Origin of the sequence: Amycolatopsis jiangsuensis (assembly GCF_014204865.1) — a bacterium.
Classification (GTDB): domain Bacteria; phylum Actinomycetota; class Actinomycetes; order Mycobacteriales; family Pseudonocardiaceae; genus Amycolatopsis; species Amycolatopsis jiangsuensis.
Genome location: NZ_JACHMG010000001.1, coordinates 7,431,542 through 7,445,070 on the forward strand (window position 1 = coordinate 7,431,542; position 13,529 = coordinate 7,445,070).

At 69.0% G+C, this 13,529-nt stretch carries 13 protein-coding genes; 7 read left to right on the forward strand and 6 right to left on the reverse strand.

Going from position 1 to position 13,529, the window contains the following annotated elements:
* Window positions 1-36: 36 nt before the first annotated feature.
* Both BJY18_RS36470 and BJY18_RS33350 read left to right on the forward strand, forming a co-directional pair.
* The gene (locus BJY18_RS36470; protein ID WP_221458074.1) at window positions 37-243 is read left to right on the forward strand and encodes a LacI family DNA-binding transcriptional regulator; all 207 of its coding nucleotides are present in this window, start codon (window positions 37-39) and stop codon (window positions 241-243) included.
* A gap of 178 nt (window positions 244-421) precedes the next feature.
* Window positions 422-3,817 carry a GH92 family glycosyl hydrolase gene (locus BJY18_RS33350; RefSeq protein ID WP_184783828.1) on the forward strand — a complete coding sequence of 1,132 codons (3,396 nt, stop codon included), beginning with the start codon at window positions 422-424 and terminating at the stop codon, window positions 3,815-3,817.
* A gap of 34 nt (window positions 3,818-3,851) precedes the next feature.
* Here the strand turns inward: BJY18_RS33350 and BJY18_RS33355 are convergent, their stop codons facing one another.
* Entirely contained in the window at window positions 3,852-4,352 is a 501-nt protein-coding gene (locus BJY18_RS33355) for an Lrp/AsnC family transcriptional regulator (RefSeq protein ID WP_312874049.1), read from the reverse strand.
* Window positions 4,353-4,364: 12 nt separating this feature from the next.
* Between BJY18_RS33355 and BJY18_RS33360 the strand changes: the two genes are divergently transcribed.
* On the forward strand, window positions 4,365-5,777 hold the full coding sequence (locus tag BJY18_RS33360) for a pyridoxal phosphate-dependent decarboxylase family protein (RefSeq protein WP_184783829.1): 1,413 nt from the start codon (window positions 4,365-4,367) through the stop codon (window positions 5,775-5,777).
* A gap of 20 nt (window positions 5,778-5,797) precedes the next feature.
* Here BJY18_RS33360 and BJY18_RS33365 read toward each other — a convergent pair whose 3' ends face one another.
* Window positions 5,798-6,685 (reverse strand): LysR family transcriptional regulator, encoded by an 888-nt coding sequence (locus BJY18_RS33365; protein ID WP_184783830.1) that lies wholly within the window; start codon window positions 6,683-6,685, stop codon window positions 5,798-5,800.
* A gap of 98 nt (window positions 6,686-6,783) precedes the next feature.
* Between BJY18_RS33365 and BJY18_RS33370 the strand changes: the two genes are divergently transcribed.
* Together BJY18_RS33370 and BJY18_RS33375 are read left to right on the forward strand one after the other, a co-directional pair.
* Window positions 6,784-8,028: an FAD-dependent oxidoreductase gene (locus BJY18_RS33370; RefSeq protein WP_184783831.1), complete on the forward strand. Its 1,245-nt coding sequence runs from the start codon at window positions 6,784-6,786 to the stop codon at window positions 8,026-8,028.
* 25 nt (window positions 8,029-8,053) lie between these two features.
* On the forward strand, window positions 8,054-9,274 hold the full coding sequence (locus BJY18_RS33375) for an MFS transporter (RefSeq protein ID WP_184783832.1): 1,221 nt from the start codon (window positions 8,054-8,056) through the stop codon (window positions 9,272-9,274).
* A 19-nt stretch (window positions 9,275-9,293) separates the two neighbouring features.
* Here BJY18_RS33375 and BJY18_RS33380 read toward each other — a convergent pair whose 3' ends face one another.
* Complete coding sequence (locus BJY18_RS33380) at window positions 9,294-10,100, reverse strand: LysR substrate-binding domain-containing protein (protein ID WP_312874050.1); 807 nt, start codon at window positions 10,098-10,100, stop codon at window positions 9,294-9,296.
* 20 nt (window positions 10,101-10,120) lie between these two features.
* Here BJY18_RS33380 and BJY18_RS33385 point away from each other — a divergent pair, with 20 nt between their 5' ends.
* The gene (locus BJY18_RS33385; RefSeq protein WP_184783833.1) at window positions 10,121-10,339 is read left to right on the forward strand and encodes an amidohydrolase family protein; all 219 of its coding nucleotides are present in this window, start codon (window positions 10,121-10,123) and stop codon (window positions 10,337-10,339) included.
* Between the two features lie 7 nt (window positions 10,340-10,346).
* Here the strand turns inward: BJY18_RS33385 and BJY18_RS33390 are convergent, their stop codons facing one another.
* Entirely contained in the window at window positions 10,347-11,120 is a 774-nt protein-coding gene (locus BJY18_RS33390; protein ID WP_184783834.1) for a maleylpyruvate isomerase family mycothiol-dependent enzyme, read from the reverse strand.
* A gap of 143 nt (window positions 11,121-11,263) precedes the next feature.
* Here BJY18_RS33390 and BJY18_RS33395 point away from each other — a divergent pair, with 143 nt between their 5' ends.
* Window positions 11,264-12,163 carry a LysR substrate-binding domain-containing protein gene (locus tag BJY18_RS33395; RefSeq protein ID WP_184783835.1) on the forward strand — a complete coding sequence of 300 codons (900 nt, stop codon included), beginning with the start codon at window positions 11,264-11,266 and terminating at the stop codon, window positions 12,161-12,163.
* 4 nt (window positions 12,164-12,167) lie between these two features.
* Here the strand turns inward: BJY18_RS33395 and BJY18_RS33400 are convergent, their stop codons facing one another.
* Together BJY18_RS33400 and BJY18_RS33405 are read right to left on the reverse strand one after the other, a co-directional pair.
* Window positions 12,168-13,040: an amidohydrolase family protein gene (locus BJY18_RS33400; RefSeq protein ID WP_184783836.1), complete on the reverse strand. Its 873-nt coding sequence runs from the start codon at window positions 13,038-13,040 to the stop codon at window positions 12,168-12,170.
* Window positions 13,033-13,449: a RidA family protein gene (locus BJY18_RS33405; RefSeq protein ID WP_184783837.1), complete on the reverse strand. Its 417-nt coding sequence runs from the start codon at window positions 13,447-13,449 to the stop codon at window positions 13,033-13,035. Before BJY18_RS33405 ends, BJY18_RS33400 begins: the two co-directional genes overlap by 8 nt.
* Window positions 13,450-13,529 lie beyond the last annotated feature (80 nt).

The window sequence follows — 13,529 nt, forward strand, 5'->3', positions numbered from 1 at the left end:
CCGCCAGGTACGGTCGTCGCTCGACGGGGAGGTGGCATGGCGGAGGAGAGGCGGCGAAGCCCCGCTCTGGCGAATGTCGCGCGGATGGCCGGTGTGGACGCGAGCCTGGTGTCGCGGGTGCTGCGCAACGATCCGCGTGGGTTCGCGTCCGCGGAGACCCGGGAGCGGATCCACGCCGCCGCGCAGGAGGTGGCTACCGGGCGAACGCCGCCGCGCCGGGCATGCGCAGCGCGAGGACGATGACGCTGGGACCGCGGTTGCCCGGGTTTCCAGCCCGGTCTGCTCGGCGCGCGCACGGCCGCCCCATCGCCTTCTGCGACCGTCGGGACGCGCTGCCTCTTGCCGGAGCGGGAAGAAGGGGGCTAACGTCTTCGGTGAGCTTATGACAACGATGTCATGGACGTGACCACGACGAGGTGACATGCGATCAGCAGCAGTCCGGCACAGCAGCGCAGCTCGGTGGGGGACCGTGGTCCTCAGTGTCGCCCTTGTCGCCGCGGGGGTTCTCGCCGGGACGGGCGTGAGCGCGGGCGCGGCCACCGGCTCGGTGCCGGGGGCCGGGGCCGACCTGACGAAGCTGGTCAATCCGTTCATCGGGACCGAGAACGAGGGGCTGGACTTCCCCGCAGCGGGCGCGCCGTTCGGTCTGGTGCAGGAGAGCCCGCTGATGAAAACAGCCGGTGGCACCGGATGTGACACGGAGTCCGCCGACACGGTCACCGGGTTCAGTCAGACGACGATCAACGGGTGCCGGTTCAACTACCTGCCGATGATGCCCACCACCGGCGCGGTGACTTCGACGGATCCGGCCCAGTACGCGTCGACCTTCAGCCATGCCAAGGAAACGACGGGACCTGACTACTACCGGACGGAACTCGACAAGTACGGCGTGACCGTCGGGCTGACCGCGACCGCGCGGACCGGGTGGCAGCAGTACACCTTCCCGCGGACGAGCCGGGCGAACGTGCTGTTCAGCGCCGGCGCCGGGGTGACCCGTTCCGAGATCCGTGTTGTCGGCGACCGAACTGTGGAGGGGTGGGTCGAGGATTCGAAGAAGACCTACTTCGTCGCGCAGCTGAGTCGGCCGTTCGCGTCGTACGGCACCTGGCGGGGATCCGATCGAGCGCCGGGGTCGCGGGAGTCGGCGGCCAAGGGCTCCAACGGGGCATGGGTCACGTTCGACACGACGAAGGACGACGCTCCCGTGGTCGCGAAGGTGGGGCTCTCCTTTACCGGGCTCGACGGCGCCCGCAAGAACCTGTCCACGGAAACAGGGAAGCTCGGATTCGACTTCGACGCCGCGCACAAGGCGTTGCACGATCAGTGGAACACCATGCTGCACAAGGCCGCGGTCGGGGGCGGGTCGCACGACCAGCGGGTCGCGTACTACACGGCGCTGTACCACTCGATGCTCGATCCGAACCTCATCGGGGACGTCGACGGCCGCTACGTCGGAGCCGACAAGAAGATCCACACGGCCCGCGGCTACACGCCCTACAGCAATTTCTCCCTGTGGGACACCTATCGCACGCAGAACCAACTGCTCGAGATGCTTGTCCCGAAGGTCGCGCACGACATCGACATGTCCCTGCTCGCGATCGCGCGGGAGGGCGGGGCGTTGCCGCGCTGGTACCTGGAAGACCAGGAAGGCAACATCATGACCGGCGACCCGGTCACCCCGTTCCTGGTGGAAGGCTGGTCGAAGGGGCTGCTCACCGGCGCGGACGCCGAGGAGGCCTACAAGTACCTCCGGGCGACCGCGACCGAGGTGCCCTCCGCCGGCGTCCGCCAGAACGGGCGCGCCGGTGTCGCGTACTACGCGGAACGCGGCTATGTCCCGTACGGCCTCAACATCACGTCGAACGACAACTGCGCGTCCGGCGGAACGAGCGGTGCCTGCTGCCCGACCAAGGGCAACGACAACGACTGCTACTACGGCACGTCGGCCACACTGGAGTACGCGGCCGCCGACGCTTCGCTGGCGCTGATGGCGAAGGGGCTCGGCCACGCGTCCGACGCGACGATGTTCGCCAAGCGTGGCCAGTCGTACAAGAACGTCTTCGACACGCGGACCGGCCAGTTCCGGCCTCGCACCGCGGCCGACGGCACATGGCTGACCCCGTACGACCCGGTCACGAGCAACCACGCTTTCCACGAGCAGAACTCGAGCCAGTACCAGTGGATGGTGCCGCAGGATCCGGCAGGGCTCGTCAGCATGCTGGGTGGCCGCGGCACGACCACCGCACGGCTGAACGAGTTCTTCGCCTACGACGATCTCCTCGCCGATCCGGAGGGCACCGCTCGCGAGGCATGGGTCAGCGATCCGTACAACTACTACGACTCCACGAAGTACAACCCGAACAACGAGCCGAACCTCATCGCGCCGTACCTGTACGCGTGGACCGGGCAGCCCGGCCACACCGCGACCGTCGTCAAGGCGCAGGAAACCTTGTTCACCAACACTCCCGGCGGGATCCCCGGCAACGACGACATGGGGGAGATGTCCTCCTGGTACGTGATGTCGTCGCTGGGGCTCTATCCCACGACGAGCGGTGCCAACTTCGACGTGCTCACCACCCCGCAGTTCCCGGCCGCGCGCGTGCGGATCGGCGACTACGGGAAGACACAGGGCGGCACGCTGACGATTTCGGCGCCGGGCACGAGCATGATCAACCGCTACATCGCTTCGGCGACCGTGAACGGCACGGCGTGGGGCAAGGCCTGGGTCGACCAGGCCGACATCGCGCACGGCGGCCGCATCGACTACGCGCTGAGCACCAAGCCCACCGCATGGGCGACAGCAGCGAAGGACGCTCCGCCGTCGATCGACAGGACGCCGAACCCGCAGCATCAGCTGAATGTCGACGTCACGCCCGACCAGGTTTCCCTGGAGCCCACGGCGGGTCGAGCGTCGCAGCAGGACGTCGAATTGACGTTGCTGGCCACGGCTCCGCGCAACGCACGCATCGCCGTCACCGCGAAGGGACCGAAGGGGTGGCTGGTTGTCCCGTCCTCCGCGGTGAGCACAGCCCGCTCGAACGGGCTCCCCGCTCAGGTGAACGACACAGTGCGGATCACTGCTCCGGCCGGGACCACAGCGGGCACCTATCCGGTGTCGGTCACCGCCAAGCTTCCCGGAGCCGCCCCGGTCACGAAGACCGTCACCGTCGTCGTCCAGCAGGCCGGGAGTTGCGCGATCCAGACGGACACGTCGTGCGCCGTCGATCTGAACGCCGCCTACAACAACGACGGCGTCGCCACCCTCGACGCCCCCGGCGAGGGCGACTTCGACGGCACCGGTGTGAGCTACGCTGCCGACCAGCTGCCCGCGCCGGGGCCGGTGACCTTCGGCGACGTCACCTATCAAGCGCCGCCGACCTCCGGCAGCAGCCCGAACTTCGTCAAGTCCACCGGGCAGGCGCTCGCCCTGCCGTCCGGGCACTACGGCAGCCTCCACATCGTCGGCGCGTCCGACAACGGCAGCACCGGTGCCGCGTCGGCCACCGCCGTGGTCACTTACACCGACGGCAGCGCCGCGACGGTTCCGCTCCAGCTCACCGGCTGGGCGAACACAGCGCCGGACTTCGGCAACACCGTGGCGCTGACGACCGCGTACCAGCTCAAAGCCGGAACCGGGAAGGTCGACAACAAGGCGTCGCTCTACGAGACGACCGTCCCGCTCGAACCAGGAAAGCAGGTCCGTTCGCTGTCCCTGACCGCCCCGTCCGTCCCGGCCTGGGTGGCACCCGGCTCCGGAGGACTCGACTGGCAACGCAACAGCGATCTCGAAATCTACGCGATGACCCTGCAACGCTGACTGTCCCGGTCGCCCGTACCGGCCCGGCTTCCGGTCATTTCACCGTTTTCATCGGGAATTGGGAGTTGGTGCGGGCGACCCCGGGCAGCCGCGTGAGTGTGGACATGTAGACGCGCTCGTAGGCGGCGAGGTCGGCGACGGCCACCCACAGCAGGTAGTCCGGCTGGCCGAAAAGACGGAAGCACGCATCAACTTCGTCGACCTCGGCGATCCGGTTTTCGAAGGCCTCGATGGTGCCGAGGTCCTGGGTGGCCATGTCGATGTGCACGAGGACGCGGAAGGCCCGGCCGAGCGCGGCGGCGTCCACGGCGGCGTGGTAGCCGGTGATGACGCCGGACTCCTCCAGCGCACGCACCCGGCGCAGACACGGCGAGGGCGTCAGGCCGACCTTGTCGGCGAGATCGGTGTTGGACAGACGTCCGTCGAGCTGCAGGTGGTGAACAATTGCGCTGTCTATGGAATCCATAAGCAGATTATGCCAAAGCGTGGCACTGAGGCGGCGAAAAAGAGCATCGCGTGCTTCGACGTTTGCCATAACGTGCTGTGTATGAGTGAGTTGGTGCTGACTGACCAGGAACGTGCCCGGGCGGGTGCGCGTCTGGTGACACTGCTGGACCGCTACGAACGCGACCTCCCCGGATCGCGCGTGCTGCCTGAGCCCGACCGCGCTCAGCTCGCGACGCTGCTCGCGGATTCGGTGCCGGAAAAGGGCATCGGTGTGGACGGCCTGTTCGACCGCATCGAGGACGTGATCCTGCCGAATTCCACCACCGTGGCGCACTCCCGGTTCCTCGCCTACGTGCTGGGGCCGCCCAACGGCGTCGCCGCCTACGCCGAAGCCGTCGCCGCGACGATCAACCAGAACTGCAACTTCTGGCAGCTGTCCCCGGCCGCGAGCGTCGTCGAACGGTCCGTGCTCGAGTGGCTCACCTCGATCGTCGGCTTCCCGTCGACGGCGAAAGGCATCCTGACCGGAGGCGGCTCGCTGGCCACGCTGCAGGCACTGGCGACCGCGCTGGAGGATCGCGTTCCCGGGTTCCGCAGGACCGGGCTCCAGCAGTCGGCGCACCCGTTGGTCGTCTACACCTCGGTCGAGGCTCACCGCAGCGTCGACAAGGCCGCGGCGATCCTGGGGATCGGCCTCGACCACATCCGCCACATCGCCGTCGACGACCAGAACCGGATGGACGTCGCCGCGCTGAGCGCTGCGATCGACGCGGACCGCGAAGCCGGTCTCCGGCCCTGGTGCGTGGTCGCGACGTGCGGCACGGTGGCCACCGGCTCGGTCGATCCCATGGACGCGATCGCCGATCTCTGCCAGGAGCAGGAACTGTGGCTGCACGTCGACGGCGCCTACGGCGGTCTTTTCTTGCTGTGCGAGGAAATGCGGGACCTGATGGGAGGAGCGGCCCGTGCCGACTCGATCTCCCTGGACCCGCACAAACTGCTGTTCGCTCCACTGGAAGCCGGCTGCCTGCTCGTGCGCGACGGAACCACACTGCGTGCGGCTTACGCGTTCGAATCGTCCTACCTCACCGTGACCGAAGACCCGCTGATGACCGACTACATGGATTACGGTCCCCAGCTCTCACGAAACTTCAAAGCCCTGAAAGTGTGGAGCGCACTACAGGCGTTCGGCGTCGATGCGTTCCGCGCGGCGACTCGCCGGACACTCGAACTGTCCCAACAATTCGCACGCGGCATCGAAGCCACAGCCGGGCTTACCCTGCTCGCCCCGGTCACCCTCACCGCGATCTGCTTCGCCGTCGAAGGCGCGTCCCACGACGAACACACCGAGCTCCTGGAAACACTCGCCGCGGACAACACCGCACTCCTCGGCCCAGTGATGATCAACGGCAGACACGGCATCCGCGCCTGCATCACCAACCACCGCACGACGACCGAAGACATCGACCTGATCCTCGCTCGGTTACGGGAGCCGAACCTGCTTCGTCGCTGACAACTCCGGACGTGGCTGGTTCATGCCGGCGGTTCCTCGGCCGAGGTCGTGGTGAAGACTTCGGCCACCTCGGCGACGATCGCGCGGGTTTGTGGCTGGCAGGCCAGCCAGGTCGGCAGCGTGAACTCGGGTTCGGTCAGCGGTATCCAGCGCCATTCCGGAAGCAGCCGCTGTGCGCTGCGGCGGGTCAGGAGCGCGGCGGAGGCGTCGGTCGCCATGAGGCAGGCCAGTGCGTTCTCGGTGAACCAGGCGAACACCCAGTCCGGATGGACGTCCGCGGCTTCGGCGGCACGGAGCACGCGGTCGTGTTCGGTGGTGACCTGTTCTCTGCTGTGCGCGAGGATTCGCAGCCCGTCGAGGTCTGCCAGCCGGCACTGGTCCTGCCCGGCCAGCGCGTGGCCGGGCACGACCGCGACCCCGAAGGGTTGTTCGTAGAGCAGCCGTGCGGTCAGCGGAGCGACCGGCCGCTGGTGGACGAGCCCGAGGTCGAGGTGGCCTTCCCGCAGCATCCGCAGCTGGTCGGTGCTGCTGGCGTCGGTGAAGTCGGCCGCCGCCGAGGGAACCTGGTCGCGTACCGCGTGCACGACCCGGCTGAGCCAGTTCGTGGGCGCGCCGGGCGGGAGGCCGATGCGCACGATCTCCTTGGCAGGACCGGCGGAGCGGGCGACCTCACCGGTGGCCTCGGCCAGCCGCAGCATTAGTCTCGCGTGCTCGTACAGGGCTATCGCCGACGATGTCGGGCTGACCCCGCTGGGCACGCGTTCGAACAGGTCCGCGCGCAGGTGCCGTTCGAGCTGGTGGAGCTGGCGGGTCAGCGCGGGCTGGGAGATGCGCAGGTGTTCGGCGGCGCGGGAGATCGAGCGCTGTTCGAAGATCGCGGTGAAGTACCGCAGCTGCCGTAGTTCCATACCGCCATACCTTGTGGTCATGCCCCGGGTGACGAGATGGTATTGGCTTTGCCCGTGCCACGCATCTGTACTGGCAGGACGCGAGGGAAGGGCGAGTGATGGACAAGTCGTACGACGTCGTGGTCGTCGGGGGCGGGGCAGGGGGGATCGGGGCTGCCGTCGGTGCCGCGCGGACCGGCGCCGCGGTGCTCCTCGTCGAGCAGTACCCGTTTCTCGGAGGAGCGGCCACGGCCAGTTCGGTGCTGACCTATTGCGGCTTCTTCGACCAGCGTGGCGAACGAGTCGTCGCGGGCGTCGGTGAGCAGGTGTTGCGGCAGCTGCGCGATCTCGGTGCCTACGAGGAGAAGACCATGGGGTGGACGGGAAACCGCATCATCCTGCTCGACACGGAGGCGACCAAGCTGGCGTGTGACACGGTCACCGCGGCTGCGGGCGTCGACGTGCTCCTGCACACCACGCTGATCGGCGCCGTACGGGAAGACGGTCGCGTGACCGGGATCGAGCTGTACCACCGGGGTGGCCGCATACCCGTCACCGCACGGGCTTTCGTCGACGCCAGCGGCGACGGCGCGCTGCTCGCGGCCGGCGGCGCGGGTGTGCGGACCGAGCCGATCGAGCGTCGGCAGACCAGCACCCTGGTGTGTCGGTTCGGCGGCGTGGCCCAGGACGCCGACCTTTCCCGCGAAGGCCTGCGCGCAGCGGTCGCCGCCCACCACCGCGACGGTGGCGCGGAGCTGGTGCGGGACTACGGCATCGCGGTGCGCCTGCCGCTCACCGGAGAGGTCATCGCCCTGCTGGTCGACGAACAGGCTGACGTGCTCGATGCCGCCGCGTTCAGCAGAAACGAAGCCAGTGCGCGGCGCCAGGCCTGGCGATATCTCGACGCCCTGCGCAAGCATCTGCCCGGCTGGACCGGCGCGTACCTGATCGAGACCGGACCCCAGCTGGGCATCCGGGAGGGCCGGCATCTCGTCGGGCAGGAGACCCTCATCGCGTCCGACGTCCTCGATGCGCGCAAACGACTGGAGTCCTCGATCGCGCGGTGTGGGTGGCCGATCGAGGACCACGCGGGTCCCGGCGTCACCCGCTACACCGAGCTCGCCGGCCGCGGCTGGTACGACGTGCCCTACGGCGCGATCGTCTCGGCCGACACCGGCAACGTGTGGGGTGTGGGACGTCTGATCAGTGCCGATTCCCAGGCCTACGCCTCGGTCCGGGTGATGGGCACCGCCTTCGCCACCGGACACGCCGGGGGCGTCGCGTCCGCGCACTACGCCGACGGGAGACCACACGACGTGGCCGCGGTGCGCGCGGAACTCGTCCGCCAAGACGCGATCGTCTGACCCGCCCGAGACAGGAGACTCGACGATGAGTTCCGCCAAGCCCTCGCCCTACCGCTGGCTCGTGTTGCTGCTGTGCTGGGCCGGTTTCACGATGACCTCGGTCGACCGCTCGACCTGGGGCCCGGCCTCCGCCGCGGTCAGCGATTCCCTGCACGTCCCGCTCGCGGCACTCGGGATCTTCGCCACCTGCTACTACATCGGGTACGTCGTGTCGAACGCGGCGGGCGGATTCCTCACCGACTGGCTCGGCAGCAGGCTGGTGCTGGGGGTGAGCCTGCTGGCCGCCGGTGCGCTGATGATCGGATTCGGCTCCACCACCTCGATCCCGCTCGGCCTGACCGTGCAGGGCCTGGTCGGGCTGTTCGCGGGCGTGGAGTTCTCGGCCGGGATGAAACTCATCACGACCTGGCTCCCGGAACGGGAAATCGGCAGGGCCAGCGGGATCTTCATGACCGCGACCTCACTCGGCACGGTCATCGCCAACGCCGTCGTGCCCACCCTGGTCCAGCACGCGGACTGGCGTGCCTCCTACCACCTCTTCGGTGGAGTCACCGTGGCCCTCGCCGTGCTGTGCGTGCTCTTCCTGCGCGACGGGACGGCCCGGTCCGGACCCGTCACGCGGTCGCTGCCCGACATCCGGCCGCTGGTGCGCAACCGGGATCTGCTGTTGCTCGGGCTCGCCGGATTCGGTGGCCTGTGGGGCACCTACGGCTTCGTCACCTGGTCCAACACGCTGATGATCAAAGGCAGCCAGATTTCTCCGGTCCAGGCCGGGATCGTGGTGGTGATCTTTTCCGGCGCCGCGGTGGTGGTGAAGCCGGCGGTCGGCTGGCTCACCGACCGGCTCGGGCTCGGCATGCGGCTGCCGATCATGGTGATCCTGGTGGTGTTCACGGTCGCCCTGCTGGTGTTCGGTGCGCTGCGCAGTTACGGAGCTTTCCTGGCGGTCGCGCCGGTACTCGGGATCGCGGCCTATGCCTACAGCCCGCTCACCGCGGCGATGATCCCGAAACTCGCCGGCGGCAGGCTCACCGGTTCGGCAGCGGGCGGGGTCAATGCCGCGTGGCAACTGGGCAGCGTCCTGGTACCGGCAGTGGTCGGCCCGGTCTTCCACGCGACGGGCTCCTTCTACGCGGCGTTCCTGGTACTTGCGGCGGGCCCGCTGCTGGGTGCCGCGGTCCTGCTCGGCGTCCGCGACGACCGTCCACACCGGACGGACAACGCGCAGCAGCCGGCCACCGCCTGATCGGCGCCGCCTGATCGGCTCACGATTCGTGGCCGACTGCTTCCGCGGCGGTGGTCAGCGAGCGGATCAGCGCCTGCGTGGCGGGGCTCAGCCGGCGATCTGCCGCGAGGGTGAGGCCGACGTCGTGCCCGATGGGCTCGAGCGCGATCGGCAGCGGGGTCAGCCGCGGGTCGCCGGCGGCGATCAGGCCGGGGATGACGGCCACCATCCGGGTCTCGACGAGCAGTTGGCGCACCGTCAGGAACGAGGTGGCTTCCACGCGGTCGGCCGGCACCGTCAGCCCGTGGCGCGTGAGCAGTTCCTCGATCTCCTGCCGCAGCCTCGTTTCCACCCCGGGCACGATCCACGGGTACTCCACGAGCATGTCCAGCTCGACGCGGTCGCTGCCGGCGAGCGGGTGGTGCGTGCCGGTGACCGCCCGGATCGACTCCTGGTGCAGCACGCGGTGAACGGTCCCCGCCGGCCGCGGATGGACGAGCCGCCCGACGACGACGTCGACGCGTCCGGAGAGCAGCTCCACGAGCAGGTTTTCCGGCGTCGCCTCCCGGACGATCACCGTGACCAGCGGGTGCTCGCGCTTGAGCAGCGCGATGGCTCGCGGGAGCAGCAGGTTGGACCCGGCCAGGTGGGTCCCGACCACGACCTGTCCACGGTCGGCGTCGGCGATCTCCTCGACATGCCGCTCGGCCTGGCTGAGCTGCGCCAGCACAGCGCGGGCATGTCCGGTGAACGCCGTCCCGAACTCCGTCACCGCGATCCCGCGCGGACCCCGTTCGTACAGCGGGACGCCCAGGATTTTCTCCAGCTCCTGCAGGCCACGCGTCACGACCGGCTGGCTGATGTGCAGTGCCGCTGCCGCGCCGACAACTCGACCCGGCCGCCCTGCGCGCGCTCGTCGACACGCTCGGGGTGTCGCAGGTGATGGTCGGCAGCGACTATCCGTACCCGCTCGGGGAGCGACCGGCCGGGGACGTCGTACGACGCGCCCGGTACCTCGAAGAGGCCGAGATCGCCGCCATCACCCACGGCAACGCACATCGTTTTCTCGGCCCGGCTGACGGCTGATCGTTCGTCAGAAGCCGGGGAACACCCGGCGCAGGTCGTCGAGGGTGATGCTGCCCTCGAGGGTGACGCCGTTGTCGTAAGGCGCCTTGAGCCGGCCGCTGATCAGCCGGACGAATGCTTCGGCCGATCCGTTGAACGATGCGGACGGTGCGTCGAGGTGGTCGACCAGGGTGACCGCGTCGTCGATCACGAGACCGGCTCCGGGGACGGCGAGGGACACCGGGTTCGCGAGTTCGGCCGGCTTCGCCAGGAAGCTCAGCATGAAGCCGACGGGCCCGGTCAGGAGGTCGACGAGGACCGCGGCGGAGTCGGCGTCCACCTCGGCGTTCGGGTCGAAGGCCACACGTACGTCCCACGAGTGGTTGGCCACTTCGCTGAGCCGCATGCCCAGTGCGGTCAGCAACGGGACCGGCTCCGGCAGGAAGCCGAGGTCGACGGTCAGTGATGAGCGCTGCTCGGGGGTGAGCGCTTCGACGGTGTCGAGCCAGCGGCGGTTGTGCTCGAGGAAACCCTCGGCCTGCGCGCGGGGCGTGGATGCGTCCCAGCGTGCCCAGATCGTCTGGTTGTCCTCGGCAGCCACGGTTTCCCCGGCGGCGCGGGCGATGGGTGCGCGGCCGATTTCGGCGCCACTGCCGAGGTGGGAGAGGGCCTGGGCGACGGTCCACTCCGCAGCGCCGCTCGTGGTCGCGAGCTGGTCGTCGGTGAGGGCGCGGACGAGTCCGGCGAGCGTGGCGTGTTCGGAGCGCAGGGCGGTGATCGTGCGATCGACGAGTTGACTCATGCCACCCTCAACTCCCGACCGGACGCGAGTGTTCCGCCGAGCAGGAGCCGTCACTCGCGAGAGGTCATCACGGCGGCACCTATCCGGTCGGCGGCGGCGCCCTGCTCACCGGGAAGCCCCGCGGCAATTGCTAACTTCGGTGCATGAACATCGACTTCGCGTTGCTGCGCTCGTTCGTCGTGCTGGCTGAGGAGCTGCACTTCGCGCGCGCCGCGGAGCGTCTGTACATCGAGCAGCCGGCGTTGAGCCAGCGTCTGCGCCGGCTCGAGCGCAGGATCGAGGTCCAGCTGTTCGATCGCGACACCCGCAACGTCCGGCTGACGCCCGCCGGGGTCGAGTTCCTCGAGGACATCAGGGACGTGCTGGATCGGTTCGACGGTGCCGTCGCGCGAGCACAGGAGACTGCTTCGGGCGAGCGCGGGTCCTTCCGGGTGGCGTACACCTTCAGCGTCGGTTACGAGACTCTGCCGGTCCTGCTCGCCGGTCTCGATGTGGACTCGGGACTGCAGGCGGAGGCCTTGGAGCTGTGGGAGTACGACGTCCTGGACGCCGTGCGCAGGCGGCGGCAGGACGTCGGGCTGGTGCGCTACGACCCCGCGGACCGGCAGCTGGTGTCGGTACTGATCCGCCGGGAGCGGCTGGTGATCGCGGTACCGCACGGGCATCGGCTCGCCAATGCGGAAACGGTGTCGCTGTCCCGGCTGTCCGGCGAACAGTTCGTGATCATCCCGCGCACCGTGGCGCCCGGTTACCACGAGGTGATCGAGCAGGTGTTCGCCCGGGCCGGGTTCGCGCCCCGCACCGTCACGAACGCGGTCCCCGGCAGCAGGGTGATGGCGGACCTGCCGCGCAACAACGCCGTCGCTCTGCTGCCCGCTTCGGTGCAGCGGGTGCACCCGGACGGCGTCGCCGCTTTCCTCACCGTGGAGGAGGAGTTCGCGCACCTGCCTGTGCGGCTGATCCACCGCGCGGACGCGAGCGTGGCAGTGCGGGCGTTCGCCGACCGGGCACAGCAGATCGCGCGTACCCAGGGCTGGCTGTGAACACTCAGGCGAAGCCGAAGATCCGTTGCGGATTGGTGACCAGGACCTGCCGTCGGGTCGCTTCGTCGGGGGCGTAGCGGGCGAACAGGTCGAGCAGTGCGCCGTCGTTCGGCACCGGGACGGGCCGGATCGGGTGCGGCCAGTCACTGGCCCACAGCATCCGTTCCGGTGCGCGCCGGATGTACTCGCGCGCGTAGGCGACAGCGTCATCCCACGGGTGTCCGGCTGCTTCCGCGCGTTTGTCCCCATTGGACAGCAGCATCCACCAGTTGCCCCGGTCCAGCAGCTCCAGCATCTTCCGGAAGCGGGGGTCGGCAAGGCCGCGGTCGTAATCCAGCGGGCCCATGTGGTCGACGATGATCTGGGCGTCCACGCCGTCGAACAGCGAGGTCACCTCGTCGGGGTCCATGTCCACCAGTTGCAGCTTGAAGTACCAGCCGAGCCGGGCGACCCGCTCGATCGTCCGCCGGATCTCGTCCGGTGCGAGCCGGCTGGCGGTGAGCTTCGGGTGGAAGTTGAACCGGGCGCCGCGGATCCCGGCCGCGTCCATCTCGGCGAGCTGATCGTCATCGACCGAGTCGTCGACGCGCCCGCAACCCACGTAGCCGCTCCCCGCGACCGAAAGCGCCTCGATCAGCGCCGAATGATCAGTGCCGTACGCGGTGGGCTGCACGATCACCCCGCGCTCGATGCCGAGCACTTTGTGCGTGCGCAGCATGGTCTGCACGGTCGCGTCGTAGGCGACATAGGCGGTGTCCGGCTTGACCGGGAAGCGGTCCCGATCGCCGAAGATGTGCGTCTGACTGTCGCACGCACCCGCGGGCAACCGCCACTTCGGCGCGTGGGTGTCCGGGTCGAAAACCCCGTATTCAGCCATGTGTTCCTCCCGTGGCCGCGTCGCCGAGTACGGCGACGACTTCGCATTGGACCCGGATGTGCGGACGGTTCGTGCCGAAGCCGACCATGCGGGCGGGCCTGCTGTCGGGGTCGGGAAACAGCGCGCGCCACTGGTCGTTGAGCGCCGGGCGATCGGCGGGGTCGCCCAGCTGGATCTCGAACTTCGCGACGTCGTCCAGCGACCCGCCCGCGGCGGCGAGCACAGCGGCCACCGCGGCGAACATCCGCTCGCACTGGCCTGCGAAGTCCGCGGGGAAGCTCGCCGGGTCGGCGCCGTTCCCGCCGCCGTGCAGTACGCCGGTGAAGAGCAGGTTCCCGATCCGGCACCCCGGCGGAATGGGATTCTCATGGGAAAATCCGTCGATGTAGATGCTCTCGCGTCGAGCCATTCGAACCTCTCTCGGTGGCACGCGTCGGTACGGTCCACCCGGAAACGCTAGGGAGCGGCCGAGTGTCCTTTCAAGACGGA